We start from the raw sequence: 16611 nt of genomic DNA, 5'->3' as shown, positions 1-16611 counted from the left end.
GTTTTTTTCTAATAAAGAAGCAAATTATTCTGCTTTTATACTTCTGAGCCAATAGCCATAACAGCCTGTTTTCATCACTTCTTTACCACAAGGCTGAAATGTCGTAAAATATAAATGTTCTGCTTCTCTTCTTGTTTCAGGATAATATTGTGCAGGTACTCCTATGGTATACTCGTTTTCTGCTGTTTTTTGAAATATAAAATGTTTGTATTTTCTGTAAGCACAGATATAAAATAAATTTTTCATTACTTCTGTAATATTAACAGGCAATACAGCCAGTTCTTCTAATGCAATGCTTTTCCAAATTCCTTCTTCAAAAGGTTGTAATGTGTCATTATTTTGTAATATGTATGCAATTTCTTTGTTTTGTTCTACTGTTATATTATTTTGAGGTATTGCTACATTATCTTGAGGTATTTGAAACTCTTGTACTGTTTTTTCTATTTGTGGCTTTTGTTCACATTCTGTTTGTTGCTGTTGTTGTAATTTTTGTTTTATTTCTGTTTTTTGTTCAGCATCTATTTTTTGTTGTTGTATTACTGTTTGTTTTGATTGTGTATTTGTTGTAATTTGTGTAATATTTTTTTGTTCTTCTTTTGTTAATATACCACTTTGTTCTAATTTTTCTAATTCTCTTTTAAAATTAAAAAGCATATTTTTAAAATTTTTTTGAAAAGGAGAAATTTCTTGTTTGTTTTGTATTGTATCAGAAATTTTTTGTTCTTCTACTATATTTTGTGGCTGTTTTGGCTGTTCTGGTTCGATTTCTACAATTGTATTTTCTTGTTTTAATTGTACCATTTTTTTAGATTGTTGTATACTCTCTTTTGGTTCTTCTAATAATATCGCTTCTGCTGCTCTCAAATCTGGCTTTTGTTGTTGTTCTTCTTTAAAGCACTTTTTCCATGCTACCTTCTCATTAAAATATCCGGCTAAAGGTACTACAAGACCATATCCACCTTTTACAATCAATGCTACTGTATGCAGTTCTTCTACAGAAAATCCACTTTTTCCTATCAAATCAGGGTCAAATTCCCATTTTAATTCTCCTTTACCATGTTGGTCTACTTCCACAATGCCACAGTTAATCCCTCTCATAGCATTGCCTTTTCCTGCTATAATAAATGCTTCATATCTTCTGCCATCTACCAGCTTTTTTAGCCCTTGTACTGAAAATATCAGTCGTCCTTTTTTATTTTTCAATTCCATAATACAGCTTCCCCATGCAGAATGCTGCCCTAATGAAAATCCTCCTAATTCTTGTTTTAACATTACAAATGCTTTATCATATCGTCTATTATACATATTATCATTCCTTCCAAATAAGCCTACTTTACTATTATAAACTTTATGAAAGCAATGTAAAAAACAGAACTATTTTTTATGATATGCAACTGGCAGTTTTAAAGAAATTTGTTTTGTTAAATCTCCAAATTGTTGTATAGAAAGTGCTTCTCCCCTTATTTTTTCATCAAGCCCTACAAACTGTATTACTTCTGTTAGTGCTTCTTTAGAAAGTCCTAATTTTGATTGATTATAAAGACTATTTAAAAGTGTTTTTCTTCTTTGTCCAAAAGCACATTTTACAATATGAAAAAAGAGTTTTTCATCAATCCCTTTTAATATAGGTTCTTTTCGCAATTTCAGTGTAATTACAGCAGAGGATACTTTTGGCTTTGGCATAAAACAAGAAGGTGGTACAATCATATCAATTTTAGCTTCACAATAATATTGTACTGCTATAGACAATGCTCCATAGTCTTTACTGCCAAACTGTGCCTGCATACGTTCTGCGACTTCTTTTTGCACCATAACTGTAATACTTTCTACTTTTCTATGATTTTCTAACAAATCCATAATAATGGGTGTTGTAATATAATAAGGCAAATTTGCCACAATTTTAATATCTTTTCCATTATTTTCTTTTTGTATCATTTCATCTATATCTGTTTTTAATATGTCTTGATTTCTAATTTCAATGTTTTGATACTCTCCTACTGTTTGCTGTAATATAGGTATTAAATGTTTATCAATTTCTATTGCAATAACCTTTTTGGCTTTTTCTGCAAGTACCTGTGTTAAACTACCTATTCCTGGCCCTATTTCAAGTACACAGTCCTCTTTTGTAATACCAGCACATTCTGCAATATTTTGCAATATATTACTGTCAATTAAAAAATTTTGTCCAAAATTCTTTTTAAAATAAAACTCGTTTTGTTCTATAATTTTTTTTGTTACAGATGGTGTTGCTATTCTTTCAATCATACTATCCTTCCTTTTTATACTACATTTTTACAGATTATACCCAAAACATTACTTTTTGTCAAAAATATACTGTAAACAAAAAAGAGCATTTATAAAAATGCTCTTTTTTATTTATTGTTCATATTCGTTCATATCACCAATTACTACATCTAATTTCACAGAGGTATCTCCATTTCTAACAACATAAACTTCTACTGTTTGCCCAATTTCAAGCTGTTTTAATATATCTGTTAAATTATCTGTATTCATTACTTTTTTACCATTTAATTCTACAATAATATCTCCAGACTGCATACCTGCTTTTTCTGCATTTCTATCTGGAATAACCTGCTCTACCATAACTCCTACAGGCAAACGATATAAATTTGCTACTTCTCCTGACACATTTCTTACATAAATTCCCATACCTGGTTTTGGTGCTGTGCCTTCTGTCAACAATGTTTCTGCAATTTCTTTTACACTATTACTTGGAATAGCATATCCTATGCCTTCTGCTGTTCCTCCAGAAATTGATTTTGCTGTGTTGATACCTATAACTTCTCCATTTACATTTACCAAAGCACCACCACTATTACCTTGATTGATTGCTGCATTTGTCTGCAAAACATTTTTTAATGTACTACCTTGTACTGTAACCTCTTTATTTATAGCACTAATCATGCCATCTGTTGCACTCATTCCTTCTCCTAAAGCATTTCCTATGGCATATACATCGTCGCCAACTTCTACTGCATCAGAATTTCCAAATTTTGCTACTGTAATCTGTTCTATACCTTCCTTTTTTAAGTCTTCTTTTGAAACAGTTAATACTGCAATTTCTGCATCAGTATCTCTACCTACTATTTTGGCTTTTACTTCTTTTTCTTCACTAAATAGTGTATAAACCTCTGCTGCATCTTTTACTACATGGTTATTTGTTACAATACCTACTTTTTCATCATCTTCATAAAATATAATACCACTACCTGCTCCAGAACCCTCTACTATGCCCCACATAGACTCTCCTTGTATTCTTGTAGAAATACTTACTACAGAAGGCATAACAGTTTTTATGACATCTTTTTTACTCATTGTTGTACTCGAAATTGCTTTTGCAGAAGGTGCATAATTTTCTGGTGCTGTTACAGTATCTGATGGCAATGCTTTAGAAAAATAATTTTGTGACCAACCTAAACCTACACCAAAACTTGCCCCTCCTGCAATACTAATTATCAAGCAAGTTGCAATATATTTTGCCCAAGGTCTATACTGTTTTTTCTTTTCTGCTCTTTTTACCTGTTCATAATAATAACACTTATCTTCTTCTATAATAGGTGTTGTTTCATTTATATTTTCTTCCATATTTTCATTCATTGTATTTTTGTCATCTTCTAACATAATATATCTCCTCCTAGCTATTTATTTTTTATTGTTATGACGTTTTTATACTTTCTATGAGTATGAGTATACTGCATATATTTGAATAAAATATGAATGACTAGTGAATAAATTTTAAATATATTATAGCTAAAATATTACTAATTTCAATGCTATTATCAAAAAAAGCATAAAAAAAGACTATTTTCGTAAAATAATATTTATTTCATTTATCATTTTTTGTATCATACATTTTATTTCTTTTTTGTCTTTTAATATCATTTTAGTGTTTTTTACAATTTTTTTCTGTTATAATACCCTGTTCATAAAATACAGTTAAACAATATAATGCTTCGTTATGTCCTTGTTCTGCTGCTTTTTGAAACCATTTTAATGCTTCTTTTTGTTGCTGTTGTTCATCATAATATAATGCTAATTCATATTGTGCATTTACTTCTCCTTGTTTTGCAGCCTTTTTACACCATTTTATTGCTTTTTGCATTTCTCCTCTATTATAATAATATATTGCTAATTGGTGTTGTGCATTACTATCCCCTTTTATTGCTTTTTGTTTATATTTTTTTAAAGTATTATTTTGTTTTTTCATACACATCTATTTCTCCAATTTATATAACAAAAAAGACTGCTTAATAAAGCAGTCTTTTTATTTACAAAACCATATTTAAAAAGTCTTGTGTTCTTTTATTTTGCGGATTTCCAAATACTTCTTCTGGTGTGCCTTGTTCTACAATATAGCCACCGTCCATAAATATTACTCTATCTGCAACTTCTCTAGCAAAACCCATTTCATGCGTCACAACAATCATTGTCATACCTTGTTCTGCTAATTTTTTCATAACATTTAATACTTCCCCTACCATTTCAGGGTCTAATGCTGATGTAGGTTCGTCAAAAAGCATAACATCTGGCTGCATTGCTAATGCTCTCGCAATAGCAACTCTTTGTTGTTGTCCTCCTGAAAGCTGTGCTGGAAAAACTTCTGCTTTTTCTTCTAATCCCACTGTTCTCAAAAGTTTCATTCCTTTATTTCTTGCTTCTTCTTTCGTCATTTTTTTTCTGTCAACAGGAGCAAGCATAATATTATCAATTACTGATAAATGTGGAAATAAATTAAACTGTTGGAACACCATACCTATATTTTCTCTTATTTTATTGATGTCTGCTTTTTTGTCTGTTAAATTATAATCATCTACGATTATTGTACCACTTGTTGGTTCTTCCAAAAAATTTAAACATCTCAAAAATGTACTTTTTCCACTGCCAGAAGGCCCTATTAGACAAACAACTTCGCCCTCATACACTTCCACATCAATATGCTTTAATACTTCTAAATCGCCAAATTTTTTCTGTAGTGCCTCAGCCTTTACTTTTACCATTGGAAAGTCTCCTTTCTATGATTTGAGATATTTTTGTTAGTATCATAATCACTATAAAATACACAATTGCAACCATACCATACGTTTCAAAACCTCTAAATGTTCTGTTTGCAATCAATGTACCTACTCTCATCAATTCTCCCATACCAATAACGGAAATGATAGAAGTATCTTTTAATGTAATAATAAACTGATTTACTACAGAAGGAATAACAATGCGTATTGCTTGAGGGATAATAACTTTACTCATCGCTACATGATAAGGCAATCCAAGACTTCTTGCTGCCTCCATTTGTCCCTTATTTACTGCGGAAATACCACTTCTAAATATTTCTGATAAATATGCTCCTGCATTTAATGTTAATACTATAACACTCGCCCAAAAAGATGGGATTTGTATATTTAATACAGATGCAATACCAAAATACAAAAAATATGCCTGTACCATGAGAGGCGTACCTCTGATTATGCTTAAATATATTGTTGCAATCCAATTCAAAGGCTTAATACTTGAAATTTTAAAAAAACAAGAAATCATACCTACAATAATGGCAAAAATCAATGAAAGTATTGTCAACTGGAGGGTAAGTGACAAACCTTCAAGTAATCTTGGCAAATTTTGTAAAAAAAACGCATAAAAATTCATATTCTATTACTCCTAGCCTGATTACTTTGTGTAGCTATCTACGATTTCTTGATATTTTCCATTTTCTTTAATATTTGTTAAACCATCATTAAATTTTTGAAGCAATTCTGCATTTTTATCTTTTGCTACTGCAAAACCATAGGAGTTACCTGCTTCTTGTTTATCATTAAGTTTTAATGGCAAACCTTGTTGTATACCATATGCAATTACTGGATAGTCTTCAAAACAAGCTACAGAATTACCTACTGTAACGTCTTGATACATACCATTAGAGTCATCAAATACTACCATTTCAAAACCATATTCATCTTTAATACTTTCAGCAAAAGCATAGCCTTCTGTACCAACTTTTACAGCAACTTTTTTGCCTGCTAAATCTTCATAAGATTTAATGTCTTCATTTGTTGCAGATACTGCCATAACAACTGCTGAGTCATAATATGGTTCTGAAAAATCATATCTTTCTTTTCTTTCTTCTGTGATGCTCATACCTGCAATCATACCATCAGCTTGTCCTGCTTCTACAGCTTGCAAAGCTGCACTAAATCCTAATACCTGTAAATCTACCTCAAAACCTTGGTCTTGTGCAATAGCATTTAATAAATCAATGTCAATACCTACAAAATTTCCACTTTCATCTTCAAATTCAAATGGTGCAAATGTTGTATCGGTTGCAATTTTATATGTTTTTACATCTCCAGATGGAGCTTCTCCTTCTTGTCCTTCTTGTGAATTTTGTTCTGTTTCATCTGGTGTAGCAGAACCCCCACAAGCTGCAAGCCCCATAACCATTGTTAATGATAACGCAATCGCTGTTACTGATTTAAAAAATTTCATTTTTTCTCATTCTCCTTTATGATTGATATTTTTTATATCAAGAAATACATAGCCCCTCCGCAAATGCTTTCTTGATGCTTTTACTGAATGACTGAGTATCTTTGACATTTACTAACACAGTAAAAATACTTTTGTCAATGATACAAATAATTTTTTATACTATAATATGTTAATATGTTTCTTTAAAAACAATACTGTTTATATTATATTGTTTTATACGAATATATACAAGAGTAAATTACCAAAAAATTATAATTTACTTTATTTTACTATTTTTGTGTTATCATACTCAACAAAGAACTAGAGCCTAATCTTTCTACACCCATATTTAAAAATTCTTCTGCATCTGAAACACTTTTAATACCACCCGCTGCTTTTATTTTTACATTATTTGATATATTTTCAGAAAATAATTTAATATCTTCTACTGTTGCCCCTCCATTACCAAATCCTGTACTTGTTTTTATATAATCTGCTCCAGAATGACTTACTATTTTACAAAGTATTTGTTTTTGCTCATTTGTTAAATAACAAGTTTCTACAATTACCTTCAATATATGATTTCTACAAGCTTTTTTTACCGCTTTAATTTCTTGCTCTACCAAATCAAAAAGCCCATCATTTACCCAACCCAAATTGATTACCATATCAATTTCATTAGCACCATTTTTTATAGCATTTTCTGTTTCAAACACTTTTACTTCTGTTGTATGATATCCATTCGGAAATCCTATTACAGTACAAATAGCAATTTGACCATTTACAAATTCAGATGCCTTTTTCACATAACTTGGTGGAATACAAACAGATGCTGTTTTTTGTTGTATTGCTTCTTTACAAAGTTGTTGTATTTGTTGCCACGTTGCTGTCTGTTTTAATAATGTATGGTCAATATGACAAATGATATTCAAACAATATCCCCCCTCTTTGTTTTATTTTTAAAAACACACTTTTATAGTATATCACAATTTTTCTAAAATCACAACTTTTTCTACAATATGCTATTACAATATTCAGCATTTATCTTTTTCTATATACTTTTTATTTTGAATATAAATGCAAAAATAAACAATAGCACTTATCATATAAACAAAAGCAACTATACCAGAAAATTTTTTTGAAATGGTTTCCTCTGGCATTTGCATTTTTACTATAAACAAAACACTTATTAACAGATTACTAACTGCAAGTATCATATTCCATTTATTACTTTTCATACTACAATCCCCTCACTAAATAATATCAATTATTTTCATTTTATCATATTATAAATTTTATCACAATGCTTTTCATAAGTATAACTTTGCACCACTTTATACATAAAAAGACAGCAAATATATATTCGTTGCCTTTACTGAAAAAATAAAAGTTAAATAAAAAAGAACTTAAAATTTGAGTTCTTTAAATTTAAGTTCTTTTTTTAACAATATTAAATGGTGTAACTAAAATCAAGTAATACTTTATTTTCGCCTGTATCAAGGCTCATATTAGTATAAACAGATACGAATACACTCCATGGATTTGTAACTTGAATAGTTACATATCCTTTACAAGCTATGTATGTTTCTTTTTCAGTTTTTAAATTAGAATCTAAATTTGCTATATTACAAGCTTGAGGTGGTGTAGCAGTCATTGTAGTATCTGTATATGATAATTTTGTACAACCAACGCTATTATTTCCTAATGTGGAATAATAAATTTTTTGTTCTAAAGAACCACCTGTATATTTACCACCAAAATGACTATTTACAGTCATCGTAGTAACATAGGATTTATAATTTTCCACATCATATACATCTATAATATCAATAGGTGTTGGTGTATCTAGTTCTTCAGTTTTTATTTTTACAGTACTAATATAACCATCACTTAATATTACATCAAATTCCTTATAACCTGGAATTGTTATATCCATGTTTGACAATTCTGTTTTAATAGAATTATTTAGAATATCTAAATCTTCTTGTATCTCTTTCTTTACAATTTTTTCAGTAACTTCTTTAGAGGTGGAACTATATCATCATTAGCAAATGCAGATGTTGAAAAAGTTCCTATACTAATAACTGCTGTTAATAATACAAATATCTTTTTCATTGCTATTTCTTCTCGTATCGTGTATAATTTAGAATAACTTATTGAATAATATTTTATATAAACAATACAATATATTAAATCACAAATCAAGTACAAAATCTCTATTTTTTTTCACGATAATATTATTTTTTTATATTTTATCATAAATCGAATTTTATTATAGATACTTTTACATTATTAATAATTTATTTAACACACTAATGGGGAGGAATTCAATTTATGGAAAATATTATATTTTCATTTTTTTTGGGTTCAATTATTTTATTGCCAATTGTCATATATACCATTTGTCCAATTGTTATAATTTTTCTATTATATAAAATATATAAACAAAACAAAAATAAGTAATAGAAAAGCAGTGGCTATACCACTGCTTTTTATTATTATTCTGCTTTTTCTTCTTCCTTTGGAGTTTCTTCTGTATTTTCTTCTGCTTTTCTTTTTGATAAACTAATTTTTTTCTGTTCTGTATTTACTTCTAATATTTTTACTTTAATCATTTCTCCGACTTTTAATTCATCTTCTGGTTTTTCAACATGTTTATTTGCTATCTGAGAAATGTGAACCAATCCGTCAACACCTGCTTCTAATTCTACAAATGCCCCAAATGGTACCATGCGTACTACTTTTCCTTCTGTAACAGAACCTACAGGATATTTTTCTGCTGCTGTTGTCCAAGGATTGCTTTGGCTGTCTTTTAAAGAAAGTGAAATTTTTCCTTTTTCTTTATCTACATCTAATATAATAACTTCTATTTCTTGTCCTTCTTTTAATACTTCTTTTGGATTTGTAATGCGTCCCCAAGACATTTCTGAAATATGAATAAGTCCATCTACTCCGCCTAAATCAACAAATGCTCCAAAATCTGTAATTCTGCTTACTTTTCCTTTTACTTTAGAACCAATTTCCAATTTTTCAAATATACTTGCTTTCTTTTCTAATATTTCTTTTTCTATCAATGCTTTTCTGCCACCTATAAAACGACGTTTTACTTTATCCAATTCAATGATATTAAATTCCAATTCTTTTCCTTTAAATACATTTAAGTCTTCAATAAATTTATTTGAAACCTGTGAAGATGGAATAAATATTCTAACGCCATTTACCATAGCAATTAAGCCGCCTCTTACCACATCTACTATTTTTCCTGTTACTATTGTTTTGTTTTGGTAAGCTGCTTCTACTTCTTCCATACCTTTTTGGTCTTCTATACGTTTTCTGGAAAGAAGAACATTGCCATCTCCATCGTTTACACGAACAACAAATACTTCAATTTCATCTCCAGGTTGTAATACTTTACTTGGAACTATACTTGCATCTCTACTATATTCTCCCTTTGGAATAATACCATCAGATTTGTAATTTAAGTTTACAGAAACTTCCTCATTTGAAATATTGATTACAGTTCCTTTTACTACATCTCCTGTATGAAGTGTAACAAAAGATTGTTCTAACATTTGCTCAAATGTTAGTTCTTCTTCACTTCCTCCGTTATTTTGTACTGCATCTTTTAATGCTTCACTCATTGTACCAATTACCTCCTTAATGATTGCTGGCGGTGTTGATGCACCAGCAGTTATCCCTATTTTATCATTCTTATCGAAAATATTCAACACCAAATTACAAATTGTTTCAATATAATATGTTTTTTTACAATGTTTTTTGCAAATTTCAAACAATTTTTGTGTGTTAGAACTGCTTTTATCCCCTATTACTATCATTTTGTTTACATTTTTAGATAATGCTACAGCTTCTTGCTGTCTTTCGGCTGTTGCAGAACATATTGTATCAAAAATATCTAATTGTAAACCCTTTTGTTTTAATATTTCTATTATAGCATCAAATTTATTTTTTCGGAATGTAGTTTGTACTACTACAGTATAATTTTTATTGTTACAAAATTGTGTTTGTTCTGTTTGTTCTACTTCTGCTAATATAATAGCACTATATTCACACCAGCCATTTATGCCTTGTACTTCAGGGTGTTTACCATCTCCTATAATAATAATTTGTTTTTTTTGTTCATATGCTTGTTTTACAATATCATGTATTCTTTTTACAAAGGGACAGGTGCCATCTATCATTTGTAATCCCTTTTGTTTGATAGCATCATACACTTTTTGTCCTACACCATGAGAACGTATCATAACAGTGCCTTGTTTTACTTGTTCCAAATTTTCAATCACATGGATACCCTTTTTTTCTAAATCTGCTATCACTTCTTTATTATGTATCAAAGGGCCATAAGTATAAATATTTTTATTTTTATTGATTTCATCACAAGCCATATTGATTGCTCTGCTTACTCCAAAACAAAACCCTGCCGATTTTGCCACTATAATTTCCGCCATAATTAAGCCTCTACTTTCATATTATCAATTTCTTTCATTATAATTTCTGTAATTTCATTGAGAGATTGTGTATTTAGTCTTTTTTCTCTGTATTGTTCCAAATATAAAGGTTTTCCATACACTATTTTCATAGAAGAAAAAGGTTTACAACTTCCACTGATTGCTACTGGTACAACAGGAGCTTTTCCTTTCATAGCAAATAATGCTACACCTGCTTTTGCTGCTTTTTCTTCTCCTTTTTTTACTCTTGTGCCTTGTGCAAACATTCCTATTGTTTTTCCTTCTTTTAATAGTTTTACTGCATTTTTAAATGCTGTCATATCCGCCATACTTCTATCTACAGGAAAAGCATTTAATTGCTTCATAAGCCAATACATAAATTTACTTTCAAAAAGTTCTTTTTTAGCCATATAATAAACCGTTCGATTGGTATAAATTCCCATTGTTACAGGGTCGAAATTACTGCTGTGATTAGCACAAAGTATTACACCACCTTCTTTAGGTACATTTTGCTCTCCCTCAACTGTCATACGAAACAATATTTTATAAAGTATTTTTAGCACCACTTTTGCAATTTGATAAAACATATCACACCTCCAAATCCGCTATTTTTTGTTTTACAATATTTAAAACTGCTTTTGTTACTTGTTCTATATTCATATCAGAACTATCTATTTCAAAAGCATCTTTTGCTTTTGTAAGAGGATTATGTTTTCTATTTTTATCATTTTCATCTCTTTGTATAATTTCTTTTTTGACACGTTCACTATTATATTGTTTCCCTAGTGCTTTCAATTCATTACAGCGGCGTTTTGTTCTTTCCTCTATACTTGCATTCAAATATATTTTAACACTTGCATCAGGTAGTACATTTGTTCCTATATCTCTTCCGTCCATAATTACACTATGCCCTTTTGCTAAATCTCTTTGTATTTGTACCAATTTTTGTCTTACTGCTAATATTGCAGCAACATCAGAAGCTGCTTTTCCTACTTCTTGTGTTCTAATTTTTTCTGTTACATTTTCACCATTCAAATATATATTTTGTATTCCTTGTAATAATTCTATACTCATATTTATATTTTTTAATGCAGAAGCAATTTTTTGTTCTTCTTTCAAATCAATACCATTTTTTAAACAATATAATCCTACTGCTCTATACATAGCACCTGTATCAATGTATAGTAAATTTAATTTTTTTGCAATTTGTTTTGCTACAGTGCTTTTACCTGAACCTGCTGGCCCATCAATGGCAATGCTATAATTATTCATGCTTTTTCCCTCACTCACTTAAATCTGGCCTTAGTGCTTTTGCTCCTTGTAAATATACATGAATTGCTTGTTTTTGTTTTTTGTCTACATCACATAATACTGCACAACGAATACATTTTTTCAAGCTTCCTGTAATATATAATTCCTGCATACACATCAATGCTGCTTGTGTAATACCTATTTCTCTCGCTGCAACTGCAGGGTATGCAGCATCTAAATCTTTTGTCATTGTAAACTGTATCTGCACAATATCAGATAATTCCAATTCATTTTTTGCTATAATACACTCCAGCATTTCTTTTGTTGCTTTTAATATCTCATTCACATCATTTTTCTCTGTTGTCGTTGCTCCTCTTACACAAATCATATTTTATTCCTCCTTTATACCTTCTGCTGCTGTATATGCTGTTGAAAAAGCTATTTGTAAATTAAATCCTCCTGTATAGGCATCTATATCCAATACTTCCCCTGCAAAATACAATCCTTTTATCATTTTAGACTGCATTGTAGAAGGGTCTATTTCATCTACACAAACCCCTCCGCAAGTAATTACTGCCTCTTCAAATCCTGTTGTACCTATTATAGTAACTGTCAAATGTTTTATATGCTGTATAATATTTTTTCTTTCTTGTTTTGTAATATCATGCACTTTTTTTGTAGGTTCTATTTCTGAAAGTGATATAATAACTGGTATTAATTTTTGAGGTAATAAATCATCAAGTGCATTTCTAATATCTTTATTGCTGTATTTTTGAAAATCTCTTAGTATTCTGTTATCTAACGTTTTCTCTTGTAATGCAGGTTTTAAATCTATTTCTATATAGTAAATTTGTTTGTTTAAATCCTTTACAATATGCCTGCTTGCACTCAATATAACAGGGCCTGATACACCAAAATGTGTAAAAAGCATTTCTCCAAAATCTTGATACACTGTTTTGCCTTTTTCATTTTTTACAGTAATAGAACAGTTTTTTAAACTCAATCCCATAATATCCTGACACCATTTTTCACTTGTTTTTAAAGGCACTAATGAGGGATACAATTTTGTAACAGTATGTCCTGCTGATTTTGCCATACCATAGCCATCTCCTGTAGAGCCTGTGCCACTATAAGATAGCCCACCAGTACATACAATAACATTATCTGACTGCACTTTTTTACCATTTGATAACACAATACCTTTTACTGTACTATTTTCTATCCATATTTGTTTTACATTTGTATTTGTATGTATCAATACATTATTTTGTTTTAAATATTTTTGTAATGCCCTTACAACGTCACCTGCTTTATCACTTACAGGAAATACTCTATTTCCTCTTTCTGTTTTTGTTTGTACTCCTAATTTTTCAAAAAACTGTTTTGTGGCTTCGCTATCTAATGTATAATACGCACTATACATAAAATAAGGATTACTTGGTATGTTGTTTAAATGTGTTTCAATGTCACTGTCATTTGTAATATTACAACGTCCTTTTCCTGTAATATATATCTTTTTACCTAAACGGTCATTTTTTTCATATAAATGTACAGTATGTCCTTTTTCTGCTGCTCTGCCTGCTGCCATCATACCAGAAGCACCGCCGCCTACTACAATTACATTTGCCATTCTTTTTCACCCTTTAATGTATTCATTGTTTCTAAATGTGCAAAATCATTTAATGTTAATAACACCATTTTTCCATTTTCACTTACATCTATTGTAGTAATAGAAGTGTTGCTTAACCACATTTTTTTATAAAATGTTTCGTCCATATCCATAAGTGCCATAATTAGTACTCTTAATACACCGCCATGTGATACAATCGCAACGCTTTGCCCCTTATGTTTTTCCAAAAGTTGATAAAATCCTTCTACAGAACGTTCTTTTACTAATGTAAAACTTCCCTCTCCAGGAAAAGCATGGCTAAAAGGTCTTTCATAAAAATCTGTATAGCTTTTTCCATATTTTTCTGTTAGCTGTTTCACATTGTGCCCTTCCCACTCTCCAAAATTAATTTCTTTAAAATGTTGTTCTGGTACAACAAATAATCCTTTTGCATTTGCTATACTTTCTGCTGTTTTGATGGCTCTTTGCAAAGGAGAAGAATATACTGCATCTAATTTCATAGAAGTATTTTCAAAACGTTTTCCTAAACATAATGCTTGTTTTTCTCCTTCTTCAGAAAGAGGAATATCTGTTAATCCTTGATAAATGCCTCTTGCATTCCATTCTGTTTCACCATGTCTTATTAAATAAAATCTCGTTTTCATATTTTTACCGTCCTATTCTTTATTTTTCACTTTTTCATTATAAGACAGACATTGTTGTGTTTCAATATAAAACTATACAAATTATGCAACTGTTTTATAAATACAAATAAGAGTATGTTTTTACAAAACCATACTCTTATTTACTATTATCATTCTTCTTTTTGGTCTTTACTATCCTCTTTTTCTTTTTGGTCTTTTTTATCTTTGCTGTCTTCTTTTTCTTTTTCGTCTTTTTTGTCTTTGCTGTCTTCTTTTTCTTTTTCGTCTTTTTTGTCTTTGCTATCTTCTTTTTCTTTTTGGTCTTTTTCATCTGTGCTATTTTCTTTTTCTTCTTCGTTATCGTTTTCTTTTTCAGTTTTATCATTTTGTTCTTGTTCACTATCAGAACTATTTTCTGATACTTCATTTAACTGTGCTGCAGTTTGTTGTAATGTTTCCGTTGCTTTTGCTGGCAGTTCTGAATTTTCAATTTCAATGTATTTATTTTGTTCTACATCATAACGATAAATAGCACTCTGGTTTGTTGCAACAAAATATTTTCCTTGAAATTCATTTGTACCTGCTTTTCCTAATTCATATAAACTAATACCATAACAATTATGATTATTTATAGAAGACTGTCCATTATCATAAATCGCTTTATATTCTTCTATTGGTTTTGGTAAACCTAATTTTTCAGCAGAAAAACTAGATAGATAAGTTAATGCTCCATCTCTTGAAATATCTATTTTATCTGAGTCGTCTTTTGGTTTTGGCAATTTTTCACTTGTTTTACTTACCATTACTTTATAATCTGTATCTGTATAGTCAATATCTATTTTTAGTGTTTTGCCTTCTTCTTGAGATGCCGTACCTACAGAAACATAGCCTCCAGGTGCATCTAAGTTATAGTCAAACATAGGTACAAATTCTTGCTCTCCTGTTAAAAAATTGATATAATCTTTCACTTCTTCATCAGCATTTTTTAATTCTGTATAGTTATATACAATACGTTTACTACCATTATTTTCTTCCTCTGTAATTTCTGGTAAAGCCCTTTTTTCACTCTCTCCTAAAAATTTAGGAATAGACGTTACAAAATCATCATCTAACACATATGCTTCTATGTAAGGGTCTTTTTCTTCTTCTTTATTTCCTCCTCTAAAATGCAAAAATCCTACTACACCTGCACACACAAATACTAATGCTAAAGCTCCTGCAAACAGTTTCTTTTTATTTCCTCCAGCACTTTGTTCTCCTTTTTCTTTCCCTTTGTCCTTTGCTTTTGGACTTGGTTTTACTTTTTTAGCTGGTTTCTCTTTCTTTTTTGCTTTTGTACTTGCTGCTTTTTCTCCTGATGACGTTTTTCCTTGTTTTGCATTTTCTTTTAGTGTCTTTATTTTACTAGCAGCTTCTTGTTTTGCATTTTTCTTTCGTTCTGCTGCTTCTTTTTTGGCTGCTTTTTTTTGTTCTGCTAATTCTTTTTGTGTTTCTTTTTTTGCAGAAGCAATTTCTTTTTTGGCTGCTTTTCTTTGTTCTTGTAATTCCTTTTTAGCCTCTTTTTTAGCTGTAGCAGCTTCTTTTTTTGCCTCCATTTTTTCTGCTTTTTGCTGCTGTTTTTGCAGCTTTTTATCAATTTTTAGTTTGGCAAGTTCCGCCTTTTCTTCAACAGTCTTTTTCATGATATATTCTCAACCTCTCCAATATTGCAATAACTTTTTTCATTTATCACTATAATGAAACTTTCTGCTTTATATATTATACCATATACTCCAATAATATCACAATAAAAATGTGCAATATATATCATATAAATACTATTGTATTCTCTATTATTTCTAAAAATAATATCACTTTCATATTGTTTTGCATAAAAAAAAGTATTTTGTACAAAATAGCACTGAGGTGATAATAATGTCTAAAAACATAAAAAATGTAAATGATTTGCTCAATTCTAATATTCACGCAAAAGAATATTATTTGACATTATCAGAAGGAGCAAGTGGAAATGTCAATCTTCACTCTTCTGATATAAGAAGCTTAGAAGAACTAAAAACATTCTCAGAAAATATACGTTAACATTACTGTTTCACACATTTTTTATTTATCATAGTACTATTATTGCTAAATAAACAAAAGGCTTTTGACTATTTTGGTCAAA

The 16611-nt window shown here is 29.8% G+C and carries 18 protein-coding genes; 1 reads left to right on the top strand and 17 read right to left on the bottom strand.

Annotated elements, in window-relative coordinates; translation table 11 throughout:
• Window positions 1–24: 24 nt before the first annotated feature.
• The 17 genes from C820_RS08120 to C820_RS08040 form a co-directional block, all read right to left on the bottom strand.
• Window positions 25–1305: a hypothetical protein gene (locus tag C820_RS08120; RefSeq protein ID WP_004034957.1), complete on the bottom strand. Its 1281-nt coding sequence runs from the start codon at window positions 1303–1305 to the stop codon at window positions 25–27.
• A 69-nt stretch (window positions 1306–1374) separates the two neighbouring features.
• Window positions 1375–2265, bottom strand: coding sequence for a 16S rRNA (adenine(1518)-N(6)/adenine(1519)-N(6))-dimethyltransferase RsmA (gene rsmA, locus C820_RS08115; RefSeq protein WP_004034959.1), 891 nt, complete (start codon window positions 2263–2265; stop codon window positions 1375–1377).
• A gap of 111 nt (window positions 2266–2376) precedes the next feature.
• Window positions 2377–3642: a S1C family serine protease gene (locus C820_RS08110; protein ID WP_004034961.1), complete on the bottom strand. Its 1266-nt coding sequence runs from the start codon at window positions 3640–3642 to the stop codon at window positions 2377–2379.
• Between the two features lie 262 nt (window positions 3643–3904).
• Window positions 3905–4228: a tetratricopeptide repeat protein gene (locus C820_RS08105; RefSeq protein ID WP_162213048.1), complete on the bottom strand. Its 324-nt coding sequence runs from the start codon at window positions 4226–4228 to the stop codon at window positions 3905–3907.
• 61 nt (window positions 4229–4289) lie between these two features.
• Window positions 4290–5018: an amino acid ABC transporter ATP-binding protein gene (locus tag C820_RS08100; protein WP_004034965.1), complete on the bottom strand. Its 729-nt coding sequence runs from the start codon at window positions 5016–5018 to the stop codon at window positions 4290–4292.
• Window positions 4999–5664 carry an amino acid ABC transporter permease gene (locus tag C820_RS08095; RefSeq protein WP_004034966.1) on the bottom strand — a complete coding sequence of 222 codons (666 nt, stop codon included), beginning with the start codon at window positions 5662–5664 and terminating at the stop codon, window positions 4999–5001. The genes C820_RS08100 and C820_RS08095 overlap by 20 nt, the downstream gene beginning before the upstream one ends.
• A gap of 21 nt (window positions 5665–5685) precedes the next feature.
• The gene (locus tag C820_RS08090; protein ID WP_004034968.1) at window positions 5686–6501 is read right to left on the bottom strand and encodes a transporter substrate-binding domain-containing protein; all 816 of its coding nucleotides are present in this window, start codon (window positions 6499–6501) and stop codon (window positions 5686–5688) included.
• Window positions 6502–6770: 269 nt separating this feature from the next.
• Entirely contained in the window at window positions 6771–7412 is a 642-nt protein-coding gene (gene deoC, locus C820_RS08085) for a deoxyribose-phosphate aldolase (RefSeq protein WP_004034970.1), read from the bottom strand.
• Window positions 7413–7514: 102 nt separating this feature from the next.
• Complete coding sequence (locus C820_RS08080) at window positions 7515–7718, bottom strand: hypothetical protein (protein WP_004034972.1); 204 nt, start codon at window positions 7716–7718, stop codon at window positions 7515–7517.
• Window positions 7719–7930: 212 nt separating this feature from the next.
• The gene (locus tag C820_RS08075; protein WP_004034974.1) at window positions 7931–8416 is read right to left on the bottom strand and encodes a hypothetical protein; all 486 of its coding nucleotides are present in this window, start codon (window positions 8414–8416) and stop codon (window positions 7931–7933) included.
• A gap of 562 nt (window positions 8417–8978) precedes the next feature.
• Window positions 8979–10946 (bottom strand): bifunctional 4-hydroxy-3-methylbut-2-enyl diphosphate reductase/30S ribosomal protein S1, encoded by a 1968-nt coding sequence (locus C820_RS08070; RefSeq protein ID WP_004034976.1) that lies wholly within the window; start codon window positions 10944–10946, stop codon window positions 8979–8981.
• A 2-nt stretch (window positions 10947–10948) separates the two neighbouring features.
• Window positions 10949–11533, bottom strand: a complete 585-nt coding sequence (locus C820_RS08065) for a lysophospholipid acyltransferase family protein (protein WP_004034977.1) — start codon at window positions 11531–11533, stop codon at window positions 10949–10951.
• Window position 11534: 1 nt separating this feature from the next.
• Window positions 11535–12218 (bottom strand): (d)CMP kinase, encoded by a 684-nt coding sequence (gene cmk / locus C820_RS08060; protein ID WP_004034979.1) that lies wholly within the window; start codon window positions 12216–12218, stop codon window positions 11535–11537.
• 10 nt (window positions 12219–12228) lie between these two features.
• Window positions 12229–12585 (bottom strand): chorismate mutase, encoded by a 357-nt coding sequence (aroH, locus tag C820_RS08055; protein ID WP_004034981.1) that lies wholly within the window; start codon window positions 12583–12585, stop codon window positions 12229–12231.
• 3 nt (window positions 12586–12588) lie between these two features.
• Window positions 12589–13827 (bottom strand): BaiN/RdsA family NAD(P)/FAD-dependent oxidoreductase, encoded by a 1239-nt coding sequence (locus C820_RS08050; protein WP_004034983.1) that lies wholly within the window; start codon window positions 13825–13827, stop codon window positions 12589–12591.
• Window positions 13815–14471, bottom strand: a complete 657-nt coding sequence (locus tag C820_RS08045; RefSeq protein ID WP_004034985.1) for a histidine phosphatase family protein — start codon at window positions 14469–14471, stop codon at window positions 13815–13817. Before C820_RS08045 ends, C820_RS08050 begins: the two co-directional genes overlap by 13 nt.
• Before the next feature lie 149 nt (window positions 14472–14620).
• Complete coding sequence (locus C820_RS08040; protein WP_004034986.1) at window positions 14621–16132, bottom strand: hypothetical protein; 1512 nt, start codon at window positions 16130–16132, stop codon at window positions 14621–14623.
• A 232-nt stretch (window positions 16133–16364) separates the two neighbouring features.
• On the opposite strand from C820_RS08040, the gene C820_RS08035 reads away from it, so the two are divergent.
• The gene (locus C820_RS08035; protein WP_004034988.1) at window positions 16365–16529 is read left to right on the top strand and encodes a hypothetical protein; all 165 of its coding nucleotides are present in this window, start codon (window positions 16365–16367) and stop codon (window positions 16527–16529) included.
• Window positions 16530–16611 lie beyond the last annotated feature (82 nt).

It is taken from the genome of Clostridium sp. MD294 (assembly GCF_000364165.2).
In the GTDB taxonomy this organism is placed as follows: domain Bacteria; phylum Bacillota; class Clostridia; order Lachnospirales; family Anaerotignaceae; genus Coprocola.
The sequence above is the reverse complement of the archived record's forward strand: the minus strand, read 5'-3'. Positions and strand labels throughout refer to the sequence as shown.